The 25,732-nt window shown below is 61.9% G+C and carries 26 protein-coding genes; 16 read left to right on the forward strand and 10 right to left on the reverse strand.

Translation table 11 applies throughout. The features are described from left to right. Positions 1–2: 2 nt before the first annotated feature. Entirely contained in the window at positions 3–752 is a 750-nt protein-coding gene (locus CGA22_RS01350; RefSeq protein ID WP_041023625.1) for a hypothetical protein, read from the reverse strand. A 296-nt stretch (positions 753–1,048) separates the two neighbouring features. Here CGA22_RS01350 and CGA22_RS01355 point away from each other — a divergent pair, with 296 nt between their 5' ends. Beyond that, complete coding sequence (locus tag CGA22_RS01355; RefSeq protein WP_041023624.1) at positions 1,049–2,200, forward strand: aldose epimerase family protein; 1,152 nt, start codon at positions 1,049–1,051, stop codon at positions 2,198–2,200. A 217-nt stretch (positions 2,201–2,417) separates the two neighbouring features. Then, complete coding sequence (locus CGA22_RS01360; protein WP_041023114.1) at positions 2,418–3,239, forward strand: aldo/keto reductase; 822 nt, start codon at positions 2,418–2,420, stop codon at positions 3,237–3,239. Positions 3,240–3,264: 25 nt separating this feature from the next. Here the strand turns inward: CGA22_RS01360 and CGA22_RS01365 are convergent, their stop codons facing one another. From CGA22_RS01365 to gcvA, 3 genes are all read right to left on the reverse strand, one after another. Continuing rightward, positions 3,265–4,497: an MFS transporter gene (locus CGA22_RS01365; protein ID WP_041023113.1), complete on the reverse strand. Its 1,233-nt coding sequence runs from the start codon at positions 4,495–4,497 to the stop codon at positions 3,265–3,267. 157 nt (positions 4,498–4,654) lie between these two features. Beyond that, a complete protein-coding gene (locus CGA22_RS01370; protein ID WP_218187531.1) occupies positions 4,655–4,900 on the reverse strand; it encodes a hypothetical protein in 246 nt (81 codons plus the stop codon). A 125-nt stretch (positions 4,901–5,025) separates the two neighbouring features. Beyond that, a complete protein-coding gene (gene gcvA, locus CGA22_RS01375; RefSeq protein ID WP_041023111.1) occupies positions 5,026–5,937 on the reverse strand; it encodes a transcriptional regulator GcvA in 912 nt (303 codons plus the stop codon). Positions 5,938–6,075: 138 nt separating this feature from the next. Here gcvA and CGA22_RS01380 point away from each other — a divergent pair, with 138 nt between their 5' ends. The 5 genes from CGA22_RS01380 (at position 6,076) to CGA22_RS01400 (ending at position 9,989) form a co-directional block, all read left to right on the forward strand. Further along, complete coding sequence (locus tag CGA22_RS01380; protein WP_041023110.1) at positions 6,076–6,849, forward strand: SDR family NAD(P)-dependent oxidoreductase; 774 nt, start codon at positions 6,076–6,078, stop codon at positions 6,847–6,849. Between the two features lie 63 nt (positions 6,850–6,912). Beyond that, the gene (locus CGA22_RS01385; RefSeq protein WP_370444522.1) at positions 6,913–7,263 is read left to right on the forward strand and encodes a carboxymuconolactone decarboxylase family protein; all 351 of its coding nucleotides are present in this window, start codon (positions 6,913–6,915) and stop codon (positions 7,261–7,263) included. 58 nt (positions 7,264–7,321) lie between these two features. Further along, positions 7,322–7,990 carry a cupin domain-containing protein gene (locus CGA22_RS01390; protein WP_041023108.1) on the forward strand — a complete coding sequence of 223 codons (669 nt, stop codon included), beginning with the start codon at positions 7,322–7,324 and terminating at the stop codon, positions 7,988–7,990. Positions 7,991–7,992: 2 nt separating this feature from the next. Continuing rightward, positions 7,993–9,141: a flavin monoamine oxidase family protein gene (locus tag CGA22_RS01395; protein WP_041023107.1), complete on the forward strand. Its 1,149-nt coding sequence runs from the start codon at positions 7,993–7,995 to the stop codon at positions 9,139–9,141. Next, positions 9,138–9,989: an AraC family transcriptional regulator gene (locus CGA22_RS01400; protein WP_084213780.1), complete on the forward strand. Its 852-nt coding sequence runs from the start codon at positions 9,138–9,140 to the stop codon at positions 9,987–9,989. Before CGA22_RS01395 ends, CGA22_RS01400 begins: the two co-directional genes overlap by 4 nt. A 3-nt stretch (positions 9,990–9,992) precedes the next feature. Here the strand turns inward: CGA22_RS01400 and CGA22_RS01405 are convergent, their stop codons facing one another. Then, positions 9,993–11,027, reverse strand: a complete 1,035-nt coding sequence (locus tag CGA22_RS01405) for an alcohol dehydrogenase (RefSeq protein ID WP_041023106.1) — start codon at positions 11,025–11,027, stop codon at positions 9,993–9,995. Between the two features lie 208 nt (positions 11,028–11,235). On the opposite strand from CGA22_RS01405, the gene CGA22_RS01410 reads away from it, so the two are divergent. Further along, positions 11,236–12,162 carry an AEC family transporter gene (locus CGA22_RS01410; protein ID WP_188258486.1) on the forward strand — a complete coding sequence of 309 codons (927 nt, stop codon included), beginning with the start codon at positions 11,236–11,238 and terminating at the stop codon, positions 12,160–12,162. A gap of 9 nt (positions 12,163–12,171) precedes the next feature. Here CGA22_RS01410 and CGA22_RS01415 read toward each other — a convergent pair whose 3' ends face one another. Beyond that, the gene (locus tag CGA22_RS01415) at positions 12,172–14,535 is read right to left on the reverse strand and encodes a DNA polymerase II (protein WP_041020646.1); all 2,364 of its coding nucleotides are present in this window, start codon (positions 14,533–14,535) and stop codon (positions 12,172–12,174) included. Positions 14,536–14,905: 370 nt separating this feature from the next. On the opposite strand from CGA22_RS01415, the gene CGA22_RS01420 reads away from it, so the two are divergent. From CGA22_RS01420 to CGA22_RS01440, 5 genes are all read left to right on the forward strand, one after another. Further along, positions 14,906–15,346: a CBS domain-containing protein gene (locus CGA22_RS01420; protein WP_041020645.1), complete on the forward strand. Its 441-nt coding sequence runs from the start codon at positions 14,906–14,908 to the stop codon at positions 15,344–15,346. 70 nt (positions 15,347–15,416) lie between these two features. Further along, positions 15,417–16,013, forward strand: coding sequence for a paraquat-inducible protein A (locus CGA22_RS01425; protein WP_041020644.1), 597 nt, complete (start codon positions 15,417–15,419; stop codon positions 16,011–16,013). Between the two features lie 11 nt (positions 16,014–16,024). Further along, positions 16,025–16,669 (forward strand): paraquat-inducible protein A, encoded by a 645-nt coding sequence (locus CGA22_RS01430; protein WP_041020647.1) that lies wholly within the window; start codon positions 16,025–16,027, stop codon positions 16,667–16,669. Next, the gene (locus CGA22_RS01435) at positions 16,650–18,299 is read left to right on the forward strand and encodes an intermembrane transport protein PqiB (protein WP_188258463.1); all 1,650 of its coding nucleotides are present in this window, start codon (positions 16,650–16,652) and stop codon (positions 18,297–18,299) included. Before CGA22_RS01430 ends, CGA22_RS01435 begins: the two co-directional genes overlap by 20 nt. 17 nt (positions 18,300–18,316) lie before the next feature. Next, positions 18,317–18,853 carry a membrane integrity-associated transporter subunit PqiC gene (locus CGA22_RS01440; protein ID WP_041020642.1) on the forward strand — a complete coding sequence of 179 codons (537 nt, stop codon included), beginning with the start codon at positions 18,317–18,319 and terminating at the stop codon, positions 18,851–18,853. 15 nt (positions 18,854–18,868) lie between these two features. Here CGA22_RS01440 and CGA22_RS01445 read toward each other — a convergent pair whose 3' ends face one another. Beyond that, positions 18,869–19,498 (reverse strand): glutathione S-transferase family protein, encoded by a 630-nt coding sequence (locus tag CGA22_RS01445; protein WP_041020641.1) that lies wholly within the window; start codon positions 19,496–19,498, stop codon positions 18,869–18,871. A gap of 193 nt (positions 19,499–19,691) precedes the next feature. On the opposite strand from CGA22_RS01445, the gene CGA22_RS01450 reads away from it, so the two are divergent. Then, on the forward strand, positions 19,692–20,087 hold the full coding sequence (locus tag CGA22_RS01450) for a hypothetical protein (protein WP_188258464.1): 396 nt from the start codon (positions 19,692–19,694) through the stop codon (positions 20,085–20,087). 118 nt (positions 20,088–20,205) lie between these two features. Here the strand turns inward: CGA22_RS01450 and CGA22_RS01455 are convergent, their stop codons facing one another. From CGA22_RS01455 to CGA22_RS01465, 3 genes are all read right to left on the reverse strand, one after another. After that, positions 20,206–21,300: a DUF1615 domain-containing protein gene (locus tag CGA22_RS01455; protein WP_041024532.1), complete on the reverse strand. Its 1,095-nt coding sequence runs from the start codon at positions 21,298–21,300 to the stop codon at positions 20,206–20,208. A gap of 218 nt (positions 21,301–21,518) precedes the next feature. After that, positions 21,519–22,493: a porphobilinogen synthase gene (hemB, locus tag CGA22_RS01460; protein ID WP_041024531.1), complete on the reverse strand. Its 975-nt coding sequence runs from the start codon at positions 22,491–22,493 to the stop codon at positions 21,519–21,521. A gap of 172 nt (positions 22,494–22,665) precedes the next feature. Continuing rightward, positions 22,666–23,364, reverse strand: coding sequence for a glutathione binding-like protein (locus CGA22_RS01465; RefSeq protein WP_041024530.1), 699 nt, complete (start codon positions 23,362–23,364; stop codon positions 22,666–22,668). A gap of 324 nt (positions 23,365–23,688) precedes the next feature. Here CGA22_RS01465 and CGA22_RS01470 point away from each other — a divergent pair, with 324 nt between their 5' ends. Then, positions 23,689–24,363 (forward strand): hypothetical protein, encoded by a 675-nt coding sequence (locus CGA22_RS01470; protein ID WP_041024529.1) that lies wholly within the window; start codon positions 23,689–23,691, stop codon positions 24,361–24,363. A 158-nt stretch (positions 24,364–24,521) separates the two neighbouring features. Continuing rightward, a complete protein-coding gene (locus CGA22_RS01475) occupies positions 24,522–25,574 on the forward strand; it encodes a permease (RefSeq protein WP_188258465.1) in 1,053 nt (350 codons plus the stop codon). Positions 25,575–25,732: the final 158 nt, after the last annotated feature.

The raw sequence follows: 25,732 nt of genomic DNA on the forward strand, positions 1-25,732 counted from the left end.
GCCTACTGCACCGGCAAAAAGTTGAGAAACAGCAGGCTCTGAGCGTAGTTCAGCCCAATCCGCCGATAGCGCTCATCCAGCATCTGCGTCAGCAAGTCCAGCCGCGCGACGATTTTCCCGAACTCCACCGCGAAACTCAGATTGCTGCCCTCCTCCGAGATCTCGTTGGAAAACAGCAGCAGGTTGCCATCCTTATCCTGTCGCTGGCTCAGTATCCAGGTGGCTTTTTCGATGTTGCGCGCCGCGTTGCTGACAAAGCGCGGGTCGATGGTGTCGGTCATGTAGAACTCGAGCCGGTTGCCATGGGCCGTTACCAGCATGCTGCCGATGGCATAGATGAAGGCACCGACCCGATCGCCGAGAAACTCCGGGCTCATGGCATAGCTCAGGGCCGCCAGGTCCTTCCTGCCGCCCAATGTCGGCAAGGGTTGCTGCTGCTCGATGGCCATGCGCACCTGTTTTTCCGCGGTGCGGGCATCGAGAAAGCCGGATTTTCGCAACTCCTGGGGATTGCGCAGGTAAAGCTTGCTCATCAACAGATAGAGGCTTTGCAGGTTGTCGTGCATCGACAGCGTGGCCATGCGATCGACGCTGGTCTGCAAGAACTCCTGGGGCCGGGCGTTGCTGAACTGAGTGACCATGTCCTGGCCCTGCTGGTGACTGCAACCCACGCTGAGCAGTAACAACGCTCCAGCCAGCAGCGCCGGACAGCGACGTCGTAATACCTGCAGACAGTAGGAAACACCGGCCATTGAATCTCGATCTGGGCATGGGGAAGCGGTGGGGAGTCGCCGCTTGCTGGCCATGGATAGAGCGGCAAAAACCTTAAAAGTGCAGTGTCGGGCGTGGAACCTGACGCTTGGGCAAGACTCGCTTCTTAATTAGTATTACTTTTTAATTGATAATTTTCGATTTATGGCTATAAATCCCTTCTCAACCCTCAAATAGATAGACTACTGAACAGAAAAACCTTCACCGCTGTCCGACCAAGTAACCGACTCTACCCGCGTTCAAAACAACAACAAAACCACAGGAAGGAAGGTCTACCATGCTCGAATCCAGACATCTGCTCACGGCCCTCGGAGTGTCTCTGATGATCGCCACCTCAGCCTCCCAGGCCGCCGGCCTGACCAATGAACGTGCTGCGTTCGGCAAGACCGACGACGGCACCGCAGTGGAAAAGTATGTGTTGCGCAACAGTCATGGCATGGAGGCCACGGTCATTACTTACGGCGGGATCCTCCAGTCCTTGATCGTGCCGGACAAACACGGCAAGGCCGCCGACGTGGTACTTGGTTTCGATGATGTCCAGGGCTACCAGAAGAACGGCAACGTGTATTTCGGCGCGACCATCGGCCGCTTCGGCAATCGCCTGGCCGACGGTGCATTCGAACTGGACGGCAAGCGCTACCAGGTTCCCCAGAATGACCACGGCAACTCCCTGCACGGCGGACCGCAAGGGTTCGACAAGCGCGTCTGGAAAGCCGCACCCCATAACGGCAAGGACTCGGTAGGCGTGACCCTGACCTACCTGTCGGCGGACGGTGAAATGGGTTTCCCGGGTGCCCTGAAGACCGATGTCACCTACAGCCTCACCGAACAGAACGAGTTGCGCATCGACTACAAGGCCACCACCGATAAACCCACGGTGCTGAACCTGACCAACCACAGCTACTTCAACCTCGCGGGTGCCGGTAACGGCGACATCCTGAAACAGGTCGCCACCCTGTACGCCTCCCACTACACCCCTGTGACCGCCAAACTCATCCCTACCGGCGAATTGGCGCCCGTGGCCGGCACGCCCATGGACTTCACCAAGCCCACCGCCTTCGGTACCCACATCAAGGCCGACCATCCACAACTCAAGTTCGCCGAACCGAAACAGGGTGGCTTCGATTTCAACTGGGTCCTGGACACCCAGGGTGATGTGAAAAAACCGGCCGCCGATGTCTACGACCCGCAGTCGGGGCGCCGCTTGCAGCTCTACACCACCGAGCCCGGTGTGCAGCTCTATACCAGCAACTTCCTCGATGGCACCGTCAAGGGCAAGCAGGGCAAGGTCTATCCGCACTGGGGCGCATTCACCCTGGAAACCCAACACTTCCCCGATTCGCCAAACCAGCCGAAATTCCCTTCCACGCGACTTGATCCGGGCCAGACCTACACCCAGACCATGGTGTTGAAGTTCTCTGCGAAATAACCCTCCCACCTGATCGCTCCCACATGGTCGCCTGAAGTGTGGGAGCGAGCCTGCTCGCGATGACGGTGTACCCGTCGACATCAATCCCGATTGACCCACCGCTATCGCGAGCAGGCTCGCTCCCACAGGGAACGGCGCGGGCCTCCCGTCGATCGAGCTGAACACTTGGTCTATCCTGCTGCCACACGTCTGATGTTCAAGCACATAGGAGACAGGCATGAAGACTCTGGAGTTGGCCGGCGTGTCCGTACCCGTGATCGGCCAGGGCACCTGGCACATGGGTGAGGAACCGTCCGCTCACAAGAAAGAAGCAGCCGCCCTGCGCCTGGGCATCGAACTGGGCATGACCCTGATCGACACCGCGGAAATGTACGCCGAGGGCGGTGCCGAGGCCGTCGTAGGCGAGGCAATCACCGGCCTGCGGGACCAGGTGTTCCTGGTCAGCAAGGTCTATCCCCACAACGCCAGCCGCAAAGGCATTCCGCTGGCCTGCGAACGCAGCCTGCGGCGGCTCGACACCGACTACATCGACCTGTACCTGCTGCACTGGCGCGGCCAGTACCCGCTGGAAGAAACCGTCGACGCCTTCGAACGCCTGCGTGAAGAAGGCAAGATCGGCCGCTGGGGCGTATCGAACTTTGATGTAGAAGACCTTCAAGAACTGGCTTCGCCGGCCTGCGCCACCAACCAGGTGCTGTACAACCTGCAAGAGCGGGGCATCGAATTCGACCTGCTGCCCTGGTGCCGGCAACAGTCCATGCCGATCATGGCCTACTGCCCGGTCGGCCAGGGCGGACGTCTGCTCAAGGACCACACCCTGCGGCAGATCGCCGAGCGCCACGGCGCGACGCCGGCGCAGATCGCACTGGCCTGGCTGTTGCGCCAGGACAAGGTCATCGCCATTCCCAAGGCTGTGCAACCGGAACATGTGCGCTTGAACGCCGAAGCGGCGAACCTGCAATTGGCGCCCCAGGACCTGGCTGCCCTGGACCTGATATTTCCGCAGCCCCAGGGCAAGCAGCGATTGGCAATGGTGTGACGCCCCCACCCGTCAGGCCGAAGCCTCATGCCTGGCGGGAGGAAAGGATGAACCCGCTGACGCCCAGAACCGGACCCGGTACCAGCAACCACAGCGCGTCGATGCCGATGCGCTCGAACAGCCAGCTGGTGACCGCAATCGAGACAACGGTGATGGCAAAGCCGATGCTGTTCTGGATCGCCAGGGCGCTGCCAACCGCATCGCGCGGGCAGGCCTGGGCCGCCAGTGCGGAGAACTGCGGCGAGTCGGCCACCACCGACGCGCCCCAGATCCCCAGCAACGCCAACAAGGCCCACACCGGCAAATAGTCCGCGCAGAGGACAAACAACAGTCCGCACGTACCCGACAGGCTCAACGCTCCCAGCGCCACTTTGGCGCTACCTGTTCGCTGGGACAGCACGCCCCCCAGGATCGACCCCACCGCCCCCAGCGCCATGATGCAGAACGACAGGCCCGCCACCCCCAAGGCAGGGAAGGACGATGCCAACCCGGTACGGCTCACGATCAACGGCACCAGCGTCCAGAACGCATAGAGCTCCCACATGTGGCCGAAGTAACCCAGGGTCGCCGCCCGAAAGCGGCTGATCCTGAAGGCACCGAGGATCGCCCCTGCTCGCTGGGTCTTGGCGGCTTCAGGAGCGGAGCCGGCACGGGCGTGAGGCCCCTCGCCCAATACGCCGATCAGAACCGCACCGGCGAGCGCCAGCACCGAGGAAGCGGTGATGATCGCCTGCCACGGCCAATTCGCACCCACCATCCGCAAGGCGTGGGGCAGCGCGGTGCCCAGGGTCAGCATCGCCACCAATTGAGCCAGGGCCAGGCCGGTGCGCTCCGGCGCCCATCCCACGATCAGCTTCATGCCCATGGGATAGATACCGGCCAACGTGATCCCCACACCGAAACGCAATACGCCACCGCTCAGCAACCCCTCCGCCAACCAGGCGAAACCAAGATTGAACAACGCACCGGCGATGGCGCTGCAGACGAACAACGTGCTCGCGCGAAAACGGTCGGCAGCGCCACTGAGCGACAGGCTCAATGTGCCGAGGATGAAGCCCAGTTGCACGGCGTTGGTCAGCCAGCCGATGTCGGTGGACGTCGCGCTCCAGGCGCTCATCAGCTCTTCAGCGGTGCTGTTGGCACTGAACCACAGCGAAGTGCCGAACAGCTGGGCGATGGCAATCGTCGCCACAGGCCCCATCGAACGGATGAGCAGACCGCGCAAACCTGAAGGCGTGGTGGCTACGGAGAGATTCATGTTCAAGTCACCAGGCCGCACAATGGATGAATGAAAGGTTCACACTGCATCCCTTGTGGGAGCGAGCCTGCTCGCGATGGCGCTCTGTCAGTCACGTTTGTACCGACTGAATGAGCGCCATCGCGAGCAGGCTCGCTCCCACAGGGATTGCAGTCGTTCAGCCCACGGCAAGCCCGGCCAGCCAGCGGCTGTCCCGTGGCGATGGCCGGCGATGCAACCGCTGGTCCAGCAGCCCACTGGCCTTCTTCACCTCGCCGGCGCGTATCAGCGCCACCAGCAACGTGTCCTGGACGATTTCCCGTTGGGCGCCGCTGCCACCGATGCGCACGACATCACGGGCCACCGGCTCGTGGAGCTTCGCACAGTCAGCATAGCGTCCTGGGGCAGAACGTCTGCATCGCATGGCAGATACGAGGCTCCTGATTGTTCCGGTTCAAGAATGAGCAACATTAGACTGCAAACACTGCCGGCAGACTTTCGACGAACCGCCACGTGATGTAGAACAGCAGCCAACCATGCCGGCGACCGCTATTTGGCAGCGGTCTCGAACAACCAATCGCGAAAAGCCTTCAACCTGGGCAGGCTCGAACACCCTGGTCGGTAGACCACGTAATAGGCCAGGGGCGACTCGAACCTTATCTGCGGGAACAGCCTGACCAGTCGCCCCGCCGCCAGGTCATCGCGTGCCATGACACTGCGAGCCAGGGCCACTCCCTGCCCATCGATGGCCGCCTGCAAGACTGCCGCCGAGTTATTGATCTTCATCCCACGTGAAGTCGCCACACCGGCAAGGCCCATTTTCCCGACCCACGCCGCCCACGTCGGGAAGTCCATATGACTGTCCATGGACAGGTCATGAATGAGGGTTTCCCGGGCAAGGTCGTCTGGCGTCTGCAGGCGCGCAGTATCCATCAGCAATTTGGGCGAACAGACCGGATAGACCTCCTCATCCATCAACTTTTCCGCGACCAGGCCTGGCCAGCTTCCCGGTCCGTATCGCACACCGATGTCGATCCGTTGGGCGAGGAAATCCACGGTCCGCAGGTTCGTGTCCAGGCGCACATCCATGTCGGGCCAGGCGGCATGAAAACTTTCGATGCGCGGCAACAGCCATTTTGCGGCGAACGCGGGGCTGACCGTGACCGTGAGCACGCCGCCATTCGATTCTTCCTTGAGCCTTTCCAGGCCTAGCGAGAGCCTGTCGAAGCCGGCCCGAATATCAGGCAGCGCATGTTCGGCCGCTTCCGTCGCCACGAGCCTGACCCGCCCGCTGGACGCCCGGTGAAAGAGCGGCGTGCCCAGCCAATCCTCCAGGGAGCGCACCAACTGACCGACAGCGGCAGGGGTGACGTTGAGCTCGGCGGCAGCAGCCGAAAAACTCTGATGACGGGCACTGGCCTCGAAGGCACGCAAGGCATTGAGGTGGACTGGCATCTTCATGTCGATAAACTTTTTCTTTCTCGGAAGGACACTTTATGTGGTTTGTCGCCTGGAAGGGAAGCCTCGAATAATGGGCTCCAAGGCAGAACAGCGCCGCGTGGCGGTCACTGCCAACCATGAAGTCCAGAGAGGTGCGGTATGAGCAATCAATTCAAGGGTAAAAAGCTGCTGGTCGTCGGTGGCACCAGTGGGATGGGCCTGGAAGTGGCCCGGATGGTACTCGCCGAAGGTGGCAGTGCAGTCATCGTGGGCAACCGTCCACAAAAAACCGAAGAAGCCCGCAAGGAGCTGTCCGCCCTCGGCGAGGTCGTCGCGCTGACCGCTGACCTGACCAGCGAAGAAGGCCTGGCCCAACTGACCCGAACCATCGATGAACACCACTGGAACATCGACCTGCTGGTCAATGCGGCCGGTGTGTTTTTCCCGAAACCGTTCCTGGAATACGAAGGTGCGGACTACGACCAGTACATGAAGCTGAACAAGGCTTTCTTCTTCATCACCCAGAAGGTCGCCGCCAACCTGGTTGCCAACGAACGTCCGGGCGCCATCGTCAACATCGGTTCGATGTGGGCCAAGCAGGCGATCGCTGCAACGCCCTCCTCGGCCTATTCCATGGCCAAGGCCGGCCTGCACTCGCTGACCCAGCATCTGGCCATGGAGCTGGCGCCGAAACACATCCGTGTCAACGCCGTTTCGCCAGCCGTTGTACAGACCCCGATCTACGAAGGCTTCATCCCCAAGGCCGACGTCCATAGCGCTCTGCAAGGCTTCAACAGCTTCCACCCGATCGGGCGTGTCGGCACCCCGCAGGACGTCGCCGAAGTCGTGACCTTCCTGCTGTCCGACAAAGCCAGCTGGGTCACCGGCGCCATCTGGGACGTGGACGGCGGTGTGATGGCCGGCCGCAACTGATTCACGACGCACGCTCTGCGCCGGGTGTCATTGCGACACTCGGCCTCAAATCTGAAAGGACCTATCTCCATGATGAATGACTGGAACACTTACCGCACCGCACTGTTGGAACGCGTCGGCGATCTCGCGACGCAAAGCCCCGAAATTCTCCGCGGTTTGAACACGATTGACGGCGCGGCCGCCAAGACCGGCCACCTGGAACCCAAGATCCATGAGTTGATCGCACTGGCCGTGGCCGTCACCACCCGCTGCGACGGTTGCATCACGGTGCACACCAAGAAGGCCGTCGAACTGGGTGCGACCAAGGCGGAAATCACCGAAGCACTGGGTGTTGCCATTGCCCTGAACGCAGGTGCGGCCCTGACTTACTCGGCACGCGTCCTCGAGGCGCACGCCCAACTCCCCAACGCTTGAGCCCTGACGAGGGGGCCGGCTTGCCGGTCCCCTTTCGCTGGCTCCTGGACATTCGCCCATGCTCGTCAATGCAGACTTTTCCCTTCCCGCCACCGTTGCGTCCCGCGACTACCAATGGGTCGCCTCGCCGAAGAGTGGCGTCGAACGCGTCATGCTGGATCGGCTCGGGGGTGAAAAAGCCCGAGCGACCAGTATTGTGCGCTATGCGCCACAGTCCATTTTTCCGCCGCATCCCCATCCTGGGGGCGAGGAGATCCTGGTCCTGTCAGGGACATTCTCCGAAGGCGATGAACATCACCCTGCGGGCACTTATCTACGCAACCCTCCAGGATCGGCCCATCAGCCTTCCAGCCGCGAAGGTGCGATCATCTTCGTCAAGCTCTGGCAGATGAGACCTGACGAAAGAGATCCAGTGCGTATCGATACAAGCGATCCCCTGGCCTGGCAGCAGCAGGACAGTCGGGAAATCTGTCCGTTGTTCTCGGCCAAGAACGAACAGGTCTGCCTGCTACGCCTGCGGCCCGATGATCCCCTCTTCACCCAAGGCATCGACAGCGCTGAGTTGCTGGTGCTCTCGGGCCAGATCGAAACCGCGGGGCAATCCTTCGAGCGCGGTAGCTGGATGCGCTTGCCGCCAGGCACCTACCCGGACATTGCCGCCGGCAGCCAAGGCGCCACGGTGTACCTCAAGACCGGGCATCTGCTCGATATGCCCACGGAGGCTTAGGCATGCAAAAAACTCGAATTGCAATCGTCGGGGCAGGCTTGAGTGGTCTGTATGCCGCCTATGCACTGCAGCAAAAGGGCATCACGGACTATGTGGTACTCGAAGCCCGGGACATTCCCGGGGGACGCATCGTCTCCGTTCCCACGCCCTGCACCACGGGGCCGGACCAGCCGGATACCCTGGACCGCTTCGACCTGGGCCCCTCGTGGTTCTGGCCTGGCTATCAACGGCAGCTGGATCGGCTCATCCAGGCGCTGGAGCTGCGTCGTTACGAGCAGTATGAGATCGGCGACATGATGGTGGAGCGCTCACGTGACACACCGCCTGCACGTATGCGTGGCTACGTGAACTCACCGCCTTCGATGCGTCTCGAGGGGGGCATGGGCGCCCTTGTCGAGGCCCTGCTCGCCCCTCTGGACCCGGCGCGAATCTTCACCGGACACGCCGTGCGCAGCATGCGCCGCACAGCACAGGGCATTGAGCTGGATAGCATCGACGCCTCGGGCCAGATCACGACGTGGGACGTGGAGCAGGTGCTCCTGGCCATGCCACCGCGACTGGTGCAGGCCACCATTGAGTTTTCGCCGGCCCTGCCGCCAGAACTCGCACGAAGCTGGGCAGCGACCGCTACATGGATGGCCCCCCATGCCAAGTATTTCGCTATCTTCGACACGCCTTTCTGGCGCGAGCAAGGGCTTTCCGGCGAAGGTCGAAGCAGCGTCGGTCCGCTGGTGGAAATCCATGACGCCTCGATTCCACAAGGCAGCGCTGCGCTGTTCGGCTTCATTGGCGTACCCGCGACATTTCGCAAGAGCGTGCCCGAAAGCGAATTGCGATCAGTTTGCCGCGCTCAGTTGGTCCGGATGTTCGGACCTCAGGCGGGCGCTCCAAAAGCCGAGTTCCTGAAAGACTGGGCAGCGGAGCCCTTCACCGCCACCGACGCGGATATCACCGGTGCGAGCCAACATGCCGCGGCGCCCTCGGCCATGGCGGCCTCTGGGCCCTGGAGCGGTTGCCTTGCCGGTATCGCCAGTGAATGGTCGCCGCAGTTTCCCGGCTATGTCGCCGGGGCAGTCGATGCGGCTGAAAGGGGCGTACAGGCAGTGTCGACGTCCATCACTCAAGGACCTTCTGCCCGAGATCGATCATGAAATGGGGCATCCTCGAAGCCCCTCATGGCCTCACACCCCCCGCGCCTTTGAAGGTACGTGCCCAGTCCATTCCTGCGCGACACAGCTACCCCGAACACGCTCATGACTGGCACCAGATGGTCTATGCGATTTCCGGCGTGCTGACGGTCAATACGCAGGCCGGCTCCTTCATGATCTCTCCGGAACAGGCCGCCTGGCTGCCAACCGGTCTCAGTCACCAGGTCGGCTCGACGTTCGGTGCGGAGTTTCGCAGCCTGTGGATCAGCGATCGCATTCCTTCCGTGCTGCCTGGCGACCGTCCCACACTGTTCGAGGTGTCGCCCCTGCTCAAGGCGCTGATCATCGAAGCGGCACGGGTGGAAGATGAAGCAGACACCGACGGCTACACCCGCCGCATCACACAATTGATCCTCGACCAACTGCATCGCACCACACCTCTTTCCACCGCCCTGCCCTGGCCCCGTAACCAGGCATTGGCAACGCTGTGCGAAGCCCTTTACACAGACCCGGCAGACCCGACGGAAATGGACACCTGGGCTCGGAGACTGGGCATGTCCGAGCGGACGCTGGCGCGGCACTTTGTCAGTGAAACAGGCATGAGCTTGCGGACCTGGCGAAGACGGCTACGCCTGTTCAGGGCCATCGAACTGCTGCGCGACGGCCTGGACGTGACCCGCACAGCCCTGGAGCTGGGCTATGGTTCCACCTCCGCGTTCATCTACGCGTTTCGCCAGGAATTGGGCAGCAGCCCGCAGGCATATATGCGCGGGGAATCGGCGACGACGAAAGCCCGGGCAAATCACGTCGGTTTCCTCGACATTGCCCGGGAACAACCGCCCACCCATTGAGGCTCAGACGACGCCCGAATCCATCGTCAGCACCATGCGAAATTTCACCTCACCCGACTTCACCTTCTGGTAAGCCTCCCAGGCATTCTCCAGGGGTTGGGTTTCGATCATGGCGCGCACGTCGGTCATGACGCTGAAATCCAGGGTTTTCTCGGATTCGTAGGGGGTGCCGGTGATCGCACCTTGGACGCTGCGTTCGCCGCCCACCAGCGCACCGGGCATGATCGTCAGCGGCTGTTGCCCCACGCCCACCACCAGCAAACAACCCTGTGGCGCAAGGGCAGGCATCAGCGAGGATACCGCGGCGCTGTCGGTGATGGTGGTCAGGATCACCTGGGCCCCACCCATCTCCTTGAGCCGAGCGACCGGATCGTCGACATGGGTATCGAGGTAGTGATGAGCGCCGAGCGCCAGGACATCTTGCGCAATGTCGGCGCCACGCCCGACGGCCACGACCTTGAAACCCATCCGCCGCGCGTACTGGATGGCCAGGTGACCGAGGCCGCCGATGCCCTGGATCGCCACCAGATCCCCCGCCTGGGCGCCAGACTTGCGCAGGGCATTGAACGTGGCGATGCCCGCGCACAGCAATGGCGCCGCTTCCACGGCATCCAACTGATCCGGGATCGCCACCAGCCCGGTGGCGCGTGCGGTCATCATCTCTGCGTAGCCGCCATCCCGGGAGCTGCCCACCATGGGCTGGTTGCTGCACAGGTTGAAGTGCCCGCGACGGCACTGCTCACAAGTGTTGCAATGCCCTCCCAAACGTCCGATGCCAACCCGTTGACCCACCCGCCAGTTACCCTGGATAGCCGCGCCGAGGGCCACGATCCGCCCCACTACCTCATGACCAGGCACGCGGGGCAATTGCAGACCGCCCTCCAGCCCTTCGATAGCCCCGGCGTCCGCGCCACAGACTCCGCAGGCGTGCACTTCGATCAGTACATCACCGGCGTCTGGTTCGGGTATTTGCCGCTCGACCAGCTCCAGCAGGCCCGGCCGGGTCACCTGCATAGCCTTGTACGTGTTCTTTGCCATTTTCTCTCGCCTCTGTGCTCAAAACCTGGGGTCGAGTGTGTGCAGATGCCGCTTGCCGGACAAAGCAGATTACTTTTAGCGCAGGACAAGAAAAACTTTATGGGTGTGCAGGGAACGCCGCATCTGCTTTACCCTGTGGGACCGAGGGATGGACCCCCGCAGGCTGCACAGCCGCCTTTATTCCTCTGAACTGATCGGTGAATGCAAGATGACCCTGGCGTTGCTGCTTGCCCTCTTTCCCATTGCCTTGTTGATCGCCCTGGGCGCCTGGCTCAGGCAATCGAATTTCCTGGCCGACAGTTTCTGGCCCCAGGCCGAGCGACTGGGCTACTACGTGCTGCTGCCGTCGCTGTTCGTCCATGGCCTGGCAACCGCCCACCTCGGTGATGTCCCGGTGGGCGGGATGATCCTGACGCTGGTGTTGTCGACCGTCACGGTGGCGGTATTGCTGGTGGGTTCGCGAGGTATTTTTCCAGGTAATGACGCAGCCTTCACCTCGGTCTTCCAGGGGGGCGTGCGCTTCAATAACTATGTGGGTGTGTCGGCGGCCGCCGGACTGTTCGGTGCATCCGGCATTACGTTGGCAGCGGTGGCCAATGCGGCGATCGTGCCGACGGTCAATATCCTTTGCGTGCTGGTGTTCGCCCGTTTTGGTCCTGGGGGACGGTTGCCGGTAAAACTCATCGCCAGGCAATTGGCAACGAACCCACTGATCCTGGCGTGCCTGGCCGGCATCATCTTGCAAGGGACAGGGATCGGGATACCCCGCGGACCGGAAGCCGTGCTCAAGTCGCTGGGCCAGGCGTCATTGCCCCTGGGCCTGCTGTGTGTCGGGGCGGCCCTGGACCTGAAAACGGCGCGCAGCTGGTTGAAGCCGATTGGCATGTCCTCGATCACCAAATTCGTGATCATGCCGGCCGTGACCTTGATCGCCTGCCGCCTGATCGGCTTGCAGGGCGATGCAGCGATTGCAGTCCTGCTTTTCCAATCCCTGCCGACGGCATCGTCGTCCTACATCATGGCCCGGCAGATGGGCGGTGATGCCCCGCTGATGGCCGGCATCATCGCGGGCCAGACGCTGCTCGCCGCGCTTGCCCTTCCGGTCGCCGTGATCACACTTTCGTCATGGGTATGACGGGCATCCTCAGAACAACCCCATCTGCCCGCCCACCAAGGTCTGGAAATCATCCCCCACGAAGGGCAGGATCGCATCCGCCACCGGCTGCAGCTGCTTGCTCACGTAGTGGTCATAGTCGATGGAGGCGCTGCGGGTTTCCAGCGGCTCGGGACCGGCGACGGTGATGACGTAGCTGATCCAGCCACCGCTCTGGTATTGCCGCGGGCGCCCCTGGCGCTGGTTGAACTCGTCGGCAATCCGCGCCGCTCGCACGTGGGGCGGAATATTGCGCTCGTAGTCATCCAGCGGTCGACGCAGGCGCTTGCGGTAGACCAGTCGGTCATCGAACGCTCCGGCGAGGGTCTGTTGGACGTAATCGCGCACGTAATCCTGGTAAGGCTTGCGGTGGAAGATTCGCTCGTACAGTTCCTGCTGGAACTGCCGGGCCAGCGGTGACCAGTCGGTGCGCACGGCCTCCAGCCCCTTGTAGACAATTTCGTCGCTACCGTCGGCACGGGTCACCAGCCCGGCGTAGCGCTTCTTGCTGCCTTCCTCGGCGCCACGAATCGTCGGCATCAGGAAACGCTTGAAGTGGGTTTCGAACTGCAGTTCCAACGCACTCTGCAACCCGAACGCCTCATGCACGTATTCGCGCCACCACTGGTTGACGTGCGCCACCAGCTCACGACCGATCCGGGCGGCCTCGTCCTGGCCATGGGCCCGGCGCAGCCAGACGAAGGTGGAGTCGGTATCGCCATAGATCACCACATGCCCCCGGGCTTCGATCAACTGCCGGGTCTGCTGCATGATCTGGTGGCCGCGCAAGGTAATGGATGAGGCCAACCGTGGATCGAAGAAGCGGCAACCGCTGGAACCAAGGACGCCGTAAAACGCGTTCATGATGATCTTCAAGGCTTGGGACAACGGCGCGTTGTGTTCGCGCTTGGCGGTTTCCCGGCCTTCGGCGACGCGCGCCACGATGGATGGCAGGCAATGGCGGGTGCGTGAGAACCGTGCGCCGCGAAAGCCCGGCACCGACTCGCGGTCGTCGGGGTGGCGCAGGCCTTCGATCAAGCCCACCGGGTCGATGAGAAACGTGCGGATAATCGACGGATACAGGCTCTTGTAGTCCAGTACCAGGACCGATTCGTAGAGCCCGGGCTGGGAGTCCATGACAAAGCCGCCCGGGCTGGCCTGGGGCGGACGCTGGCCAAGATTCGGTGCAACGAACCCCTGGCGGTGCATCAGTGGCATATACAGATGCGTGAAGGCCGCCACCGAACCGCCGCTGCGGTCCGCCGGCAAGCCGGTGACGCTGGCCCGCTCCAACAGGAACTTGAGCAGCTCGGTCTTGGCGAAGATCCGCGTCACCAGCTCGCAGTCCTTGAGGTTGTAGCGGGCCAGGGCCGGCTTGTCCTCGGCGAACATGCGATTGATCTCGTCCATGCGCTGGTAAGGGGTGCCGATGGCCTTGCCTTCTCCCAACAGCGTCTGGGCGACGTTTTCCAGGCTGAACGAAGGGAAGCTCCAGGTTGCCGAGCGCAGGGACTCGATGCCGTCGATGATCAACCGACCGGCCGCCGAGGCAAAAAAGTGGTTGTCGCGCGCACCGTGCTCGCGCCACTGCATCTCTTCCCCGCCTCGCCCCAGGCGCAACGGCACGGCCAGCCGCCGGGCATGTTCGTGCAGCACGCGCAGATCGAACTGCACCAGGTTCCAACCGATGATCGCGTCGGGGTCGAAACGGGCGAACCAGTCGTTGAGTTTCTTCAGCAGGACCGTGCGGGAATCACAGTATTCGAGCTGGAAATCCACGCCGCTGTCGTCGCCATTGGGTGGGCCGAGCATGTACACCTGGCGCTCGCCGCAGCCTTCCAGGGCAATGGAATACAGTTCACCCTGGGCCGTGGTCTCGATATCCAGGGACACCAGGCGCAACGCCGGACGGTAATCGGGGGCCGGTTTCATCTGCGCGTCCAGCAACAGGCCATCGGCGCCCGGCGTACCACTGAACCAGACCGGCGCGGTGATGTAACGCTCCATCAGGTAGCGCTCGGGCGGCCGGATATCGGCTTCGAATACGTCCACGCCCGCACGCCGCAGGGTCGTGTCCAGACGCATCAGCTGGGCGTGTTGGCGGCAATACAGGCCCAGCACCGGTCGATGCTCGAAATCCAGCAGGTCGAGGGGTCGTAGTTCAATGTCCTTCTCCCCTTGCAGCAAGGCTTCGACCTGTCCCCGCTGGAGCTGCGGCACGAACGCCACCGACGGCTGTACCGCCAGCCGCACACGCCGGGGCCCGGCGTCTGTCGCCAACCAGAATTCGACTTCGGTGCCCGCCGGGGTATCGCGCCAATGCCGGGTCAGGACGAAGCCCTGCTGTAAATCCACCGCGGTGACCTCGAATCTTGGGTGAGGGGGGTAATTCTACCTGCGGCAAGAACACTTAACCCGCTCAACTGACCCACCATCTGCCCTTGTGGCGAGGGAGCTTGCTCCCGCTGGGGTGCGAAGCAGCCCTCGAAAATCAGTAACCGCAGGGTATCAGTGTCGGGTTGATGCTCACTTACGATGGGGCTGCTGCGCAGCCCAGCGGGAGCAAGCTCCCTCGCCACAGGGGCGGTGTGTGGCGAGAAATCGAGATAAATTCGCTACCGATGGCGTTTTTGGACGACTGGCCGCCGTTTTACCGCTTGCCCTGCGCCGCTGGGTCTACGATTCTTTAACAACACCTGCAAAAACACCCCCGAGGCCCCTCCCAATGAAAACCGTCGCGCAGTTGCTCCGGATGAAGGACGAGAAGAACCAGCATGTGCACACCATCTCACCGGACGACATGGTGTTGCAGGCCTTGATGCGCATGGCCGAGAAAAACGTCGGCGCCTTGTTGGTGGTGAAGAACGATGAAGTGCTGGGAATCATCAGCGAGCGCGATTATGCGCGCAAAATGGTCTTGCACGGCCGCTCATCGGTGGGCACGAAAGTCAGCGACATCATGGTATCTCCCGTGATCACCATCGATCCGCACCAGACCGTCGAGACCTGCTTGAGCATCATGACCGAAAAGCACCTGCGGCATTTGCCGGTGGTGGATGACGGCAAACTCGTCGGCCTGCTGTCCATCGGTGACCTGGTCAAGGAAGCCATTGCCGAACAGGCGAACCTGATCCAACAACTGGAGCAGTACATTCGGGGCGAATGATCGGCGCGTCAGGTTGCTCATTCCCAACTCACTTCTATATTGAAGGGGTTGTCCCTGCCCGAGCACCCCGATGGCCGACGCCGAGCGACTGATCATTTGCGAACATTGCGATGCGGTGTACGAGCCGGTGGAGCTCGTCCCGCATCAGAAAGCCTCGTGCGTGCGATGTGGCGCGGTGATCCAGCGCTATAACGGGCTGACCATCGAAAAACGCCTGGCCTTGAGCGTGACGGCGGCGGTGTTATGGGCCTTCGCCAACGTCTACCCGGTGATGAGCATCCGTTTCCAAGGCCTGAGCAACAGCGCCACGCTGTGGGACTCCATCGTGGCCCTGAGCCAGGGGCCGATTGCTTTCATCGCTCTGGTGGCAGCGGTGGCGATTATCATCGCCCCGGTCCTTCAACTGGTGCTGCTGCTCTGGGTGCTCGGCCATGCCTACGCCAACCGCCGTGCGCCGGGGTTCAACCTGTGCATGCGTAGCCTGGAAACGCTGCGACCGTGGAGCATGCTGGAGGTCTGCCTGCTGGGCGCACTGGTGGCGGTGATCAAACTCGCCGGGATGCTGGACGTACTGCCGGGTATCGGCCTGTTCGCCCTGGCGGCCTTGAGCCTGCTGATGATCCGGATTGCCGGGCGCGACGTGCGCGACCTGTGGAGCAGCCTGTGAACGGCGAACCGCTGGATACCCCGCCGCTGGCCGGTGAGCTGAACCTGTGCCTGTGCCACGGCTGCGGCCTGGCCTGCGACATGACCGACGAGCCCGAGACCTGCCCGCGCTGCGACGCGGCCCTGCACCGACGCAAACCCGATGCCCTCACCCGCACCTGGGCCTACATGCTGGCCGCGCTGGTGTTCTATATCCCGGCCAACCTGCTGCCGGTGATGAACACCCGGATGCTCGGGGACGGCGCCGACAGCACCATCATCAGCGGCGTGATCGAATTCTGGCGCAGCGGCGCCTGGGACATCGCCCTGATCATCTTCATCGCCAGCATCGCCGTGCCCGGCATCAAGTTCGTGGTACTGACGCTACTGCTGCTCACCGTGCAACGCCGCAGCAACTGGGCCCAGCTCCAACGGGCCAAGCTGTACCGGCTGGTGGAGGTCATCGGCTATTGGTCGATGCTCGACGTGCTGGTGGTGGCCCTGGTGGCGGCGCTGGTGAAGTTCCAGGCACTGAGCGATATCGAACCGCGACCGGGGATCCTGTTCTTCGGTCTCGTCGTGCTGTTCACCATGCTGTCGGCCATGAGTTTCGACCCACGGCTGATCTGGGATACTCCACCCTCGAAGGAGGCCATGGATGAAGTCGCAAGCCACTGACGGGCAGCAACCCGCGCCGGGTCGCGCCCACGTCACCAGCCGTCGCTGGTCGGTGTCGCTGGTGTGGATCGTGCCGATCATCGCAGTGCTGGTGGGCCTGTCCCTGGTGATCCACAACTGGCTGCAGGAAGGCCCGACCATCACCATTACCTTCAAGACTGGCGAAGGCCTGACCGCCAACAAGACCGCGGTGAAATACCGCAACGTGGTGATCGGCCAGGTCACGGACGTGCAGTTGAGCGACGACCAGAAAAACGTCACCGCCACGGTCAAGCTGGCCAAGAACGCCGATACGTTCACCCACGAAGACTCGGTGTTCTGGGTGGTCCGGCCGCGCATCGGCGCCGGCGGCATTTCCGGGATCGACACGTTACTGTCCGGGGACTTCATCGGGGCCGACGCCGGGCATTCGAAAGTACGCGCCAAGTCGTTTACCGGCCTCGAGGCACCGCCGCCGATCACCTACGGCGAACCGGGCAAGCGCTTTACCCTGCACTCCCAGGACCTCGGTTCGCTGGACATCGGCTCGCCGGTTTATCTGCGCAAGATTCCCGTGGGCCAGGTGGTGTCCTACGCCCTGGACGCCGACGGCAAGGGCGTCAATATCGAAGTCTTCATCAACGCACCGAACGATGCCTATGTCACCGAGAACACTCGCTTCTGGAACGTCAGCGGTGTGGACCTGAATGTCGGTGCCAATGGGTTCGCGGTCAGGACCGAATCGCTTTCGGCTTTGCTGGTCGGCGGCATCGCGTTCAGGGCACCGGAATACAGCCCCAACGACACGCCGGCAGCCGAAGACAAGAACTACGAACTGTTCGCCGACCAACAAAGCGCCCTGGCGCCACCCAGTGGCAAGGCGCAATACCTGGCGCTACGTTTCGACCAGGCGCTGCGTGGCTTGAAGGTCGATGCACCGGTGGAATTCCTTGGCGTGGAAGTCGGCAGGGTCGTCGCCATCAACCTGGATTTCGATGAGAAGCAACGCAGTTTTCCCGTCAACGTCGGCGTGGTGATCTACCCCCAGCGCCTGGGCAAAGCCCACGAAAAACTGCTCAAGGCGCTCAATCATGATCCCGAAGACGAAGCCGCCTCGGCCCGCCTGATCGGCAGTTTCGTCGAACGTGGCCTGCGCGCCCAGGCCCGCAGCGGCAGCCTGCTGACCGGGCAGTTGTACATTTCCCTGGACTTCTATCCCAAGGCTGAAAAAGTCGCTTTCGACCCCGCCGCCCGCCCCGTCCGTATCCCGACCATCCCTGGCAGCCTCCAGCAGTTGCAGGAGCAACTGCAGTCGGTGGTCGAGCGGATCAACAAGCTGCCACTGGAAAGCATCGCCAGCAACCTGGATGGCAACCTCGTGGAGTTGCGCAAAGGCCTGAAGCAATTCAACGGCAAGACCCTGCCAGGCGTGCAGAACACCTTGCAAGACGTCAGCAAGACCCTGCAATCGGCCAATGCCACGCTGGCCGAAGACTCCCCACAGCGCGAACAGTTGAGCCAGACCCTCGACGATCTCGGCCGCATGTCGCGCTCACTGCGTGAGCTGTCCGACTACTTGAGCCGTCATCCCGAATCGCTGCTGCGCGGTCGTCCCAAGGACGCCCCGCTCACTTTCCCGGTGAAAGAATGATCAGAGGAGCACACGCCATGCCGTCGATGCTGAAACTCGCCCTCGTCGCCCTGGCGCTGCTGCTCGGTGCCTGTCGCAGCGATCCGATTCATTACCACACCTTGAGCCCGGTCCAACCGACGGGTAAACCGCTCTCCAAGGTCGACATCCAGGTCGAGCAGGTCAGCGTCCCGCCTCAGGTGGATCGCACCCAGATGGTCATACGCCAAGGCAACAGCGGGTTGGCGATCCTGGAGACCGAATGGTGGGGCGCCAGCCTGGCGGATGAGCTGCGAAGCAGTCTGGAGGAACAACTGAGCAATCCCGGCGCGCCGAAGGCGCTGCTGCGGGTCGACGTACAGCGTTTCGATTCAGTCCCCGGTCAGTACGCCCGCATGGACGTGCAATGGCGCCTGCGCAACCTCAGCGACGAAGTCCACGCCTTTACCTGCCGCAATCACCTGCAGACGCCTGCCGGAAGCACCCTCGACGCGCTGGTGCTGGCCCACCAGAATAACGTCCGCCAGTTCGTCGACCTCATCGCCCAGGCGGCCACTCGAAAAGCATGCCCATGACCCTTTCGGGCACGGCTACGCAGGCCAATGCAGTGTCAGCACCGGGGCCACACGCGGATGCTGGTCGATGCGCTCCAGCACTGCATGGAATTCCGGTCGTGCACTGAGCATCGCCTCGCGCGTTCCGGCCCACTTGGTAATCACCGCCGCGAGAATATCCAGCGCTCCCGGCTCGGCGCCGCTGAAAAACGGTTGCGCCGGAAACTGATCGGCAAACAACGCCCAGTTGCGATAGAGGCGTTGCTTCGTGCCCGACACCAATTGCCGCCGGGTTGCCTCACCCGCCTCGGCCAGCCAGCGCTCCGGAAAATCGATGATCCCGATGGGCGTGTAGCAATTGGCGGCGATGTAAACCAGGCCCCGTATGGCTTGTGCACGCTGGACCGGGTCCTCGGGCAGCAACTTCGATTCCGGATAGGCCAGCCCGAGATGGATCAGAATGGCCGCGGCTTCGGTCAGCACCGACCCGTCCGGCAACTGCAAGGTCGGAACCTGTTTCTGAGGATTCAACGCCTCGAGTGCTTTCGCCGCGTCATTGTCCTCGGTCGAATAGGCATCAACCCGGCGATATGGCACACCACATAAGCACAGGGCAATCTCCACCGCCGAAGAACCGGATTGCCTGTAGCCGAATAACTGATACATAAGCCTGCCTCCTGGGACGGTTCAGTCGATAGAACCCCGAGGACGACCGATGTTCCGCTCTGTGGACGACCTGCACATCGACCAGCTATCACCGCCGTCGATGTTCACCATCACGTCAATGAAGTTCTCATGATGGCTGCCCGACGCAACAATGGCCCCACACAAACCCACAGCATCCCCGGAGCACACCATCATGAAACGCCAAATCATCCTCAGCCTCGCTTTCTCGGTTCTGGCAGCCAACGCGTTCGCCGCTTCTTCCCACCCGGTCGTTGCCGAAGGTGGTTCCGATCGACTGATTGAAAACCGTGTGGCCGAAGGTGGTTCGGATCGCTTGATCGAGAACCGTGTCGCTGAAGGTGGTTCGGATCGCTTGATCGAGAACCGTGTCGCTGAAGGTGGCTCGGATCGCTTGATCGAGAACCGCGTCGCTGAAGGTGGTTCGGATCGTCTGATCGAGAACCGCGTCGCTGAAGGTGGTTCGGATCGTCTGATCGAGAACCGCGTCGCTGAAGGTGGTTCGGATCGTTTGATCGAAAACCGCGTCGCTGAAGGTGGTTCGGATCACCTGACCCAGAACCGCGCATGACTTGCCGCCCTGCTCTGCCCGACAAAAGCCCGGCCTTATCCGCCGGGCTTTTTTCATGGTCGCTGATCGCCAGGCTCTGTGTGAAAAGCTCTGAGTATCAAGGCTTTTCACACAGAGCCTAGCGTCCCGCCGACCGCGCCATGCACTGCTGATAGCGCTCGTCCACCCGCTTGGCAAACCATGCGGTGGTCAGCTTGCGGGTGATTTTCGGGCTCTTGAGTACGATCCCCGGCAACACCGCACGAGGTAACCTTTTACCCTCGGCCTTTTCAGCCAATTCGAATACACGCTTGTAGAGCTTGCTGTCCTCGAACACCAGGCTGTCGCCCTGCTCCAACTGATCGCGAATGGTGGGGTTGCGCATTCCCAACGATTTCCCAAGCGTGCGCACCGCCAGTTCCGTACTGCCGGGCATGATGGAGCCATGCTGGATCAGGTCACCGTCGAGGGCGAGGGAAATGCCTGAGGCGCGACTCACGGCATGCTGGAACGCCGCGTTGCGGCTGGCGTACCAACCGGCATTGAAGTCGGCGAAGCGATACAGCGGCTCGGGATAGCTCACCGGGTACCCCAGCAAATGCGCAATGCCGAAATACATCCCGCCGCGCCGGCTGAACACTTCCTGGCGAATCGAACCCTCCACCGTATAAGGATAATCTCGGGCATTGGCCTGGGCGAAGGCGATACTGACCTGCATCGGCCCGCCGGTGTGCACCGGGTTGAAACCGTCGAACAGCGTTTTACCCAACGGCACCATGCCAATGAAATCATCAAAAATGCCGCTCAGCTCCTTCTCGCTGCGCACCGCGGCGAGCCGGTCGCTGTAACTTTTGCCATTGGACGAACGCACCTGGAGCGCGCCACTGACCAATAGCCCGGGAATATGCAGCTTCGCCGCACGACGGTCGATTTCCTGCCGGGCAATCTTGCCCAGCCCCGGCACCGTGGGGTCGGCCTGGAACGTCGATTCCTGCTCAGCGACAGCCAGCACCGAACAGATATTCTGCGTCGTAGGCGGGATCTGCTGCGCGGCAAACGCAACATAGATGTCCGTGGCCCAACCTTCGCGGTCCGCGGTCTTGGCCGGCAACAACCGCACGATCTGCGCCTTGACCTCGGTGGGCTGCCGCTCAGGCTCCTGGACCTGATGACTGCCGCAACCGGCCAGGACCAGCAGCGCCGGAAGAATGAACATCCATCGATTGAAAAGCATAGGGCTCCATCAGGTTTGTACTCCAGAGCACCATACGATCAAAAGCAGGGAGAGGCTATATTCCGTCGTTCTACACATGGATAAAACCGGCTCAATAACCACCGGAAAACCCATGTGGGAGCCCGGCTTGCCCGCGAAGACGGCGGCACATCCAACATCGATGCAAACTGGCCCACCGCTATCGCGAGCAGGCTCGCTCCCACAGGGGAATGGCTGGATCAGATGCCGCTCAGTGCCAGGTCCATCGCAAAGTAAGTGAAGATCAGGTCCGCTCCCGCCCGCTTGATCGCGCCAAGGCTTTCTCGCACCACTCGGGCTTCGTCGATGGCGCCGGCCTGGGCGGCGAATTTGATCATCGCGTATTCGCCACTGACCTGATATGCGGACAAAGGCAGATTCGATGCCTGGCGAATGTCACGGATGATATCGAGGTAGGCACCGGCCGGTTTGACCATCAGCGCATCGGCGCCTTCTTGTTCATCGAGCAGGGATTCGCGCAACGCTTCGCGACGGTTCATCGGGTTCATCTGGTAGCTTTTGCGGTCACCCTTCAAAGCACTGCCGCCAGCCTCACGGAACGGGCCGTAGAGCGCCGAGGCGAATTTGGTGGAATAGGCCATGATTGCCGTCTGGCTGAAACCGGCCTCATCCAGGGCCTTGCGAATCGCCTGGACCTGCCCATCCATCGCCGCGGACGGAGCGATGACATCGGCACCGGCGCGGGCCGCGGCCACGGCTTGTCGACCCAGGTTGAACAGGGTCCGGTCGTTGTCCACTTCATGCCCATGAAGCACGCCGCAATGACCGTGATCGGTGTATTCACAGAAACATGTATCGGACATCACGATCATTTCCGGTACCGCGTCCTTGCAGATCGCGGCCATGCGCGACACCAGGCCACGCTCGTTCCAGGTATCGCTGCCGTCGCTGTCCAGATGATGGGACACGCCAAAGGTCATCACCGACTTGATGCCCGCACGGGCATATCGCTCGATCTCACCGGCCAGTTTCGACTCAGGAATGCGCACCACGCCTGGCATGCTCTTGATCGGCACGAAGTCATCGATTTCTTCTTCGACGAAAATCGGCAGGACCAGGTCATTCAACGTGAACTCGGTTTCCTGGAAAAGACTGCGCAGGCTGGCATTACGACGCAGGCGGCGTGGACGTGCTTCGGGGAACTGGCTGGACATGGGACTCCTGGGCAAATGGGTGTCAATCACAGGGGGCCAAAGCTTATGCCTTGGCCGACCCGGGTACAAACGACGCCTGGAAAACAGTGTGTTACCGGCAAGGCAATAATCCGCTACAGGCTCTGCGAATCGTTGATGCGGGTCATTGCCCTTGAGCGGCACATCGCCTTGCTCACTCCGGAATTTTCAAGCCCCGAACCACGGCCGGCCGCGCCAGGAAGCGTTCCAGCACCCGCGTCACGTTGGGGAAGTTCTGGATGCCCACCAGATCGCCGGCCTCATAGAAACCGATCAAGTTGCGCACCCAGGGGAACGTGGCGATGTCGGCAATGGTGTAGCGCTCGCCCATGATCCAGTCACGTCCTTCCAGGCGGCCATCGAGCACCTTGAGCAAACGCTTGCTTTCCTCGACGTAACGGTCGCGAGGGCGCTTGTCCTCATAGTCCTTGCCGGCAAATTTATTGAAGAAACCCAACTGCCCGAACATCGGCCCGATACCGCCCATCTGGAACATCAACCACTGGATCGTCTCGTAGCGCGCCGCCGATTCCTGGGCCAGTAGCTGGCCACTCTTGTCCGCCAGATAAATCAGAATCGCCCCGGACTCGAACAACGCCAGCGGCTGGTCCCCCGGCCCATGGGGATCGAGAATCGCCGGAATCTTGTTGTTGGGATTGAGGGAAAGGAATTCAGGAGAAAGCTGATCGTTGCTGCCGAAATCCACTTTGTGGGGTTCGTAGGGCAGGCCGATCTCCTCAAGCATGATCGAGACTTTCACGCCGTTGGGGGTTGGCAGGGAATAAAGCTGGAGCCACTCAGGGTACTGGGCGGGCCATTTCCGGGTGATGGGGAATTGGGTCAGGTTGGGCATGGGGAGCTCCATGGCAGGAGGGAAATGCTGGAGCATAATTCAGGATCGGGTGGATGGCATCAGGAAATGCCCACTCCTGACGGTCACGGTATTCACGCCAATCGTTATTAATTTCGCAACATCCTGTCGTTAATCTCCACCCCATCTCATGGAAGAGAGCCGTGGCAGGATCGAACCAAAGGGCTTCAGGAGACTCAGAGCAATGCCCCGAGGAATCGAAGCGGCGTAACGACAAGGAAAACACCCGAAGCCACGACTTCGCGGTGCCAGGGTTTGTCAGCCTGACTCGAAGCCTGACTCGAGACAGCCGAAGAACATAATCCGATGATCAATCCCCTGAAGTTCACCCGACACCTCAAACGCCGTTCATGGCTGGTGCTGCCGACGCTGCTTATGGTCTGCGGCCTGGCGCTGTCACTGGAATCCAGCGTCAGTCGCGCCCAGCCAGTCGACGGCGTCCAGACCCTGGTGTTCCTGCGCCACGCCGAAAAACCCGCCGGCGGCCTGGGCCAACTCAATTGCCAGGGTCTCAATCGCGCCATCGACCTGGCCACCCTGCTGCCGCAAAAATTCGGCAAGGCCGACTACGTATTTGCGGCCAACCCGACCCGCAACGTGGAAGAAGGCGAGCGGGATAATTCCTATAGCTATATTCGCCCGTTGATGACCATCAGCCCCAGTGCGATCAAACTCGGGTTGCCGGTCAATATCGAATATTCGGCCAACGACACCAGCGCCCTGGCCGACGAATTGCTGCATGACAAGTACCACAACGCCACCATCTACACGGCCTGGTCACACGGCTATCTGCCGGAACTGATCAACAAGGTGGCCGGCGAGGCCGTGGGCAAGAAGCAGACCATTGCCCAAGACTGGGAATCGGGGGATTTCGATTCGCTGTATGTGCTGACCCTGACCTGGCACAACGGTAAGGCCAGCCTTTCCAGCCAGAGCTACAAGCAGGGCCTGGATAATGGTCAGGAGACCTGTCCAACGTAAGCGGCAGGCAGGGTGGCGAGGGCGCTCGCTCCCCGCCAGTGGTTTCCGTGACGGCTGGGAAGGCTTCGCCTTCCAGCGGGAGCAAGCTCCCTCGCCACAGCAAGCTCCGTCGCCACAGGGTATGATGCGCTCACATCCCTGTTGCCCGGACCTTCTCCATGTCGTTATCTTCTGCCACTCCCGTTCGGGGCTGGTCGTTCTGGTGGAAACCCGCCCTGTTCCTGCTGGTGGCCTGCGTCGGTCTCTACTACGTCAAATGGTCGCCCTACTACCTCAAGGCGTTTGTCGCCGCCGATAACCACAGCATCGGCGGTTCGATCCTCAACGATGCACAGACCGCACCGCTGATGGCCGCACTGACCTATGCCAAGGTGTATTTCCTGGCGATCTGGAAAGCAGCTGTGCTGGCGGTGATCCTGGGCTCCTTGTTACAGGTACTGATTCCCCGTGACTGGCTGTTGCGCCTGTTCGGCCGGGCCGGCTTTGCCTCGACCCTGCGCGGCGGGCTGTTCGCGCTGCCCGGCATGATGTGCTCGTGTTGCGCGGCACCGGTGGCGGCCGGCATGCGTCGGCAGAATGTCTCGGTGGGCGCGGCGCTGGCCTTCTGGATCGGCAACCCGGTGCTCAACCCCGCAACCCTGGTCTTCATGGGCTTCGTGTTGGGCTGGGGCTTCACCGCCCTGCGGCTGGTGGCAGGCATTGTGCTGGTGTTTGGCGTGTCGATGGTGGCCCAGCGCATTGCCCGGCCGGAGGTGTTACCCGAGGCGGCCGTCGAAGCCGTGACCGAGGCCAGCGAGGTCGATGCACAGCCTTTCCTCGCTCGTTGGGGACGGACCTTGTGGCAGTTGTTCTGGAGCACCATTCCAGTCTACGTGCTGGCTGTGCTGGTCCTGGGCGCGGCGCGGGTCTGGCTGTTTCCCCATGTCGATGGCGCCATGGCCAATAGCCTGGTGTGGCTGGTTCCGCTGGCGATTGTCGGCACGCTGTTCGTGATTCCCACCGCAGCGGAAATCCCTATCGTTCAAACGATGATGACCCTGGGCATGGGCACCGGACCGGCCGTGGCGTTACTGATGACACTGCCGAGCATCAGCCTGCCGTCGCTGCTGATGCTGCGCAAGGATTTCGATGCCCGGGTGCTGGTGACCGTGGCGCTGTTGACCATGTTGGTGGGCATCGTCTGCGGGTTGATCGGGGCGGTGTTGCTTTAGGCTTCAAGATTTACATCGCCGTCGACTGATCCACCGCTATCGCGAGCAGGCTCGCTCCCACATGGGCCTGAGGTGATCGCAGAGGTATCGTCTACTGCAAATCCCCTGTGGGAGCGAGCCTGCTCGCGATTGGCGGCACCCGTTCCCACGAGGTCCCG

Source organism: Pseudomonas sp. PSB18 (assembly GCF_014596565.1).
Lineage (GTDB): Bacteria > Pseudomonadota > Gammaproteobacteria > Pseudomonadales > Pseudomonadaceae > Aquipseudomonas.

Excerpts from the sequence above, each read along its gene's own strand:
- CGA22_RS01475 (WP_188258465.1), top strand. The coding sequence starts at position 24,522 with ATGTCGTTATCTTCTGCCACTCCCGTTCGGGGCTGGTCGTTCTGGTGG.
- CGA22_RS01370 (WP_218187531.1), bottom strand. The coding sequence starts at position 4,900 with ATGCGATGCAGACGTTCTGCCCCAGGACGCTATGCTGACTGTGCGAAG.
- CGA22_RS01395 (WP_041023107.1), top strand. The coding sequence starts at position 7,993 with ATGCAAAAAACTCGAATTGCAATCGTCGGGGCAGGCTTGAGTGGTCTG.
- CGA22_RS01365 (WP_041023113.1), bottom strand. The coding sequence starts at position 4,497 with ATGAATCTCTCCGTAGCCACCACGCCTTCAGGTTTGCGCGGTCTGCTC.
- hemB (WP_041024531.1), bottom strand. The coding sequence starts at position 22,493 with ATGTCCAGCCAGTTCCCCGAAGCACGTCCACGCCGCCTGCGTCGTAAT.
- CGA22_RS01465 (WP_041024530.1), bottom strand. The coding sequence starts at position 23,364 with ATGCCCAACCTGACCCAATTCCCCATCACCCGGAAATGGCCCGCCCAG.
- CGA22_RS01410 (WP_188258486.1), top strand. The coding sequence starts at position 11,236 with ATGACCCTGGCGTTGCTGCTTGCCCTCTTTCCCATTGCCTTGTTGATC.
- gcvA (WP_041023111.1), bottom strand. The coding sequence starts at position 5,937 with ATGAAGATGCCAGTCCACCTCAATGCCTTGCGTGCCTTCGAGGCCAGT.
- CGA22_RS01470 (WP_041024529.1), top strand. The coding sequence starts at position 23,689 with ATGATCAATCCCCTGAAGTTCACCCGACACCTCAAACGCCGTTCATGG.
- CGA22_RS01440 (WP_041020642.1), top strand. The coding sequence starts at position 18,317 with ATGCCGTCGATGCTGAAACTCGCCCTCGTCGCCCTGGCGCTGCTGCTC.
- CGA22_RS01455 (WP_041024532.1), bottom strand. The coding sequence starts at position 21,300 with ATGCTTTTCAATCGATGGATGTTCATTCTTCCGGCGCTGCTGGTCCTG.
- CGA22_RS01445 (WP_041020641.1), bottom strand. The coding sequence starts at position 19,498 with ATGTATCAGTTATTCGGCTACAGGCAATCCGGTTCTTCGGCGGTGGAG.
- CGA22_RS01425 (WP_041020644.1), top strand. The coding sequence starts at position 15,417 with ATGGCCGACGCCGAGCGACTGATCATTTGCGAACATTGCGATGCGGTG.
- CGA22_RS01420 (WP_041020645.1), top strand. The coding sequence starts at position 14,906 with ATGAAAACCGTCGCGCAGTTGCTCCGGATGAAGGACGAGAAGAACCAG.
- CGA22_RS01380 (WP_041023110.1), top strand. The coding sequence starts at position 6,076 with ATGAGCAATCAATTCAAGGGTAAAAAGCTGCTGGTCGTCGGTGGCACC.
- CGA22_RS01390 (WP_041023108.1), top strand. The coding sequence starts at position 7,322 with ATGCTCGTCAATGCAGACTTTTCCCTTCCCGCCACCGTTGCGTCCCGC.
- CGA22_RS01360 (WP_041023114.1), top strand. The coding sequence starts at position 2,418 with ATGAAGACTCTGGAGTTGGCCGGCGTGTCCGTACCCGTGATCGGCCAG.
- CGA22_RS01355 (WP_041023624.1), top strand. The coding sequence starts at position 1,049 with ATGCTCGAATCCAGACATCTGCTCACGGCCCTCGGAGTGTCTCTGATG.
- CGA22_RS01405 (WP_041023106.1), bottom strand. The coding sequence starts at position 11,027 with ATGGCAAAGAACACGTACAAGGCTATGCAGGTGACCCGGCCGGGCCTG.
- CGA22_RS01450 (WP_188258464.1), top strand. The coding sequence starts at position 19,692 with ATGAAACGCCAAATCATCCTCAGCCTCGCTTTCTCGGTTCTGGCAGCC.
- CGA22_RS01435 (WP_188258463.1), top strand. The coding sequence starts at position 16,650 with ATGAAGTCGCAAGCCACTGACGGGCAGCAACCCGCGCCGGGTCGCGCC.
- CGA22_RS01350 (WP_041023625.1), bottom strand. The coding sequence starts at position 752 with ATGGCCGGTGTTTCCTACTGTCTGCAGGTATTACGACGTCGCTGTCCG.
- CGA22_RS01400 (WP_084213780.1), top strand. The coding sequence starts at position 9,138 with ATGAAATGGGGCATCCTCGAAGCCCCTCATGGCCTCACACCCCCCGCG.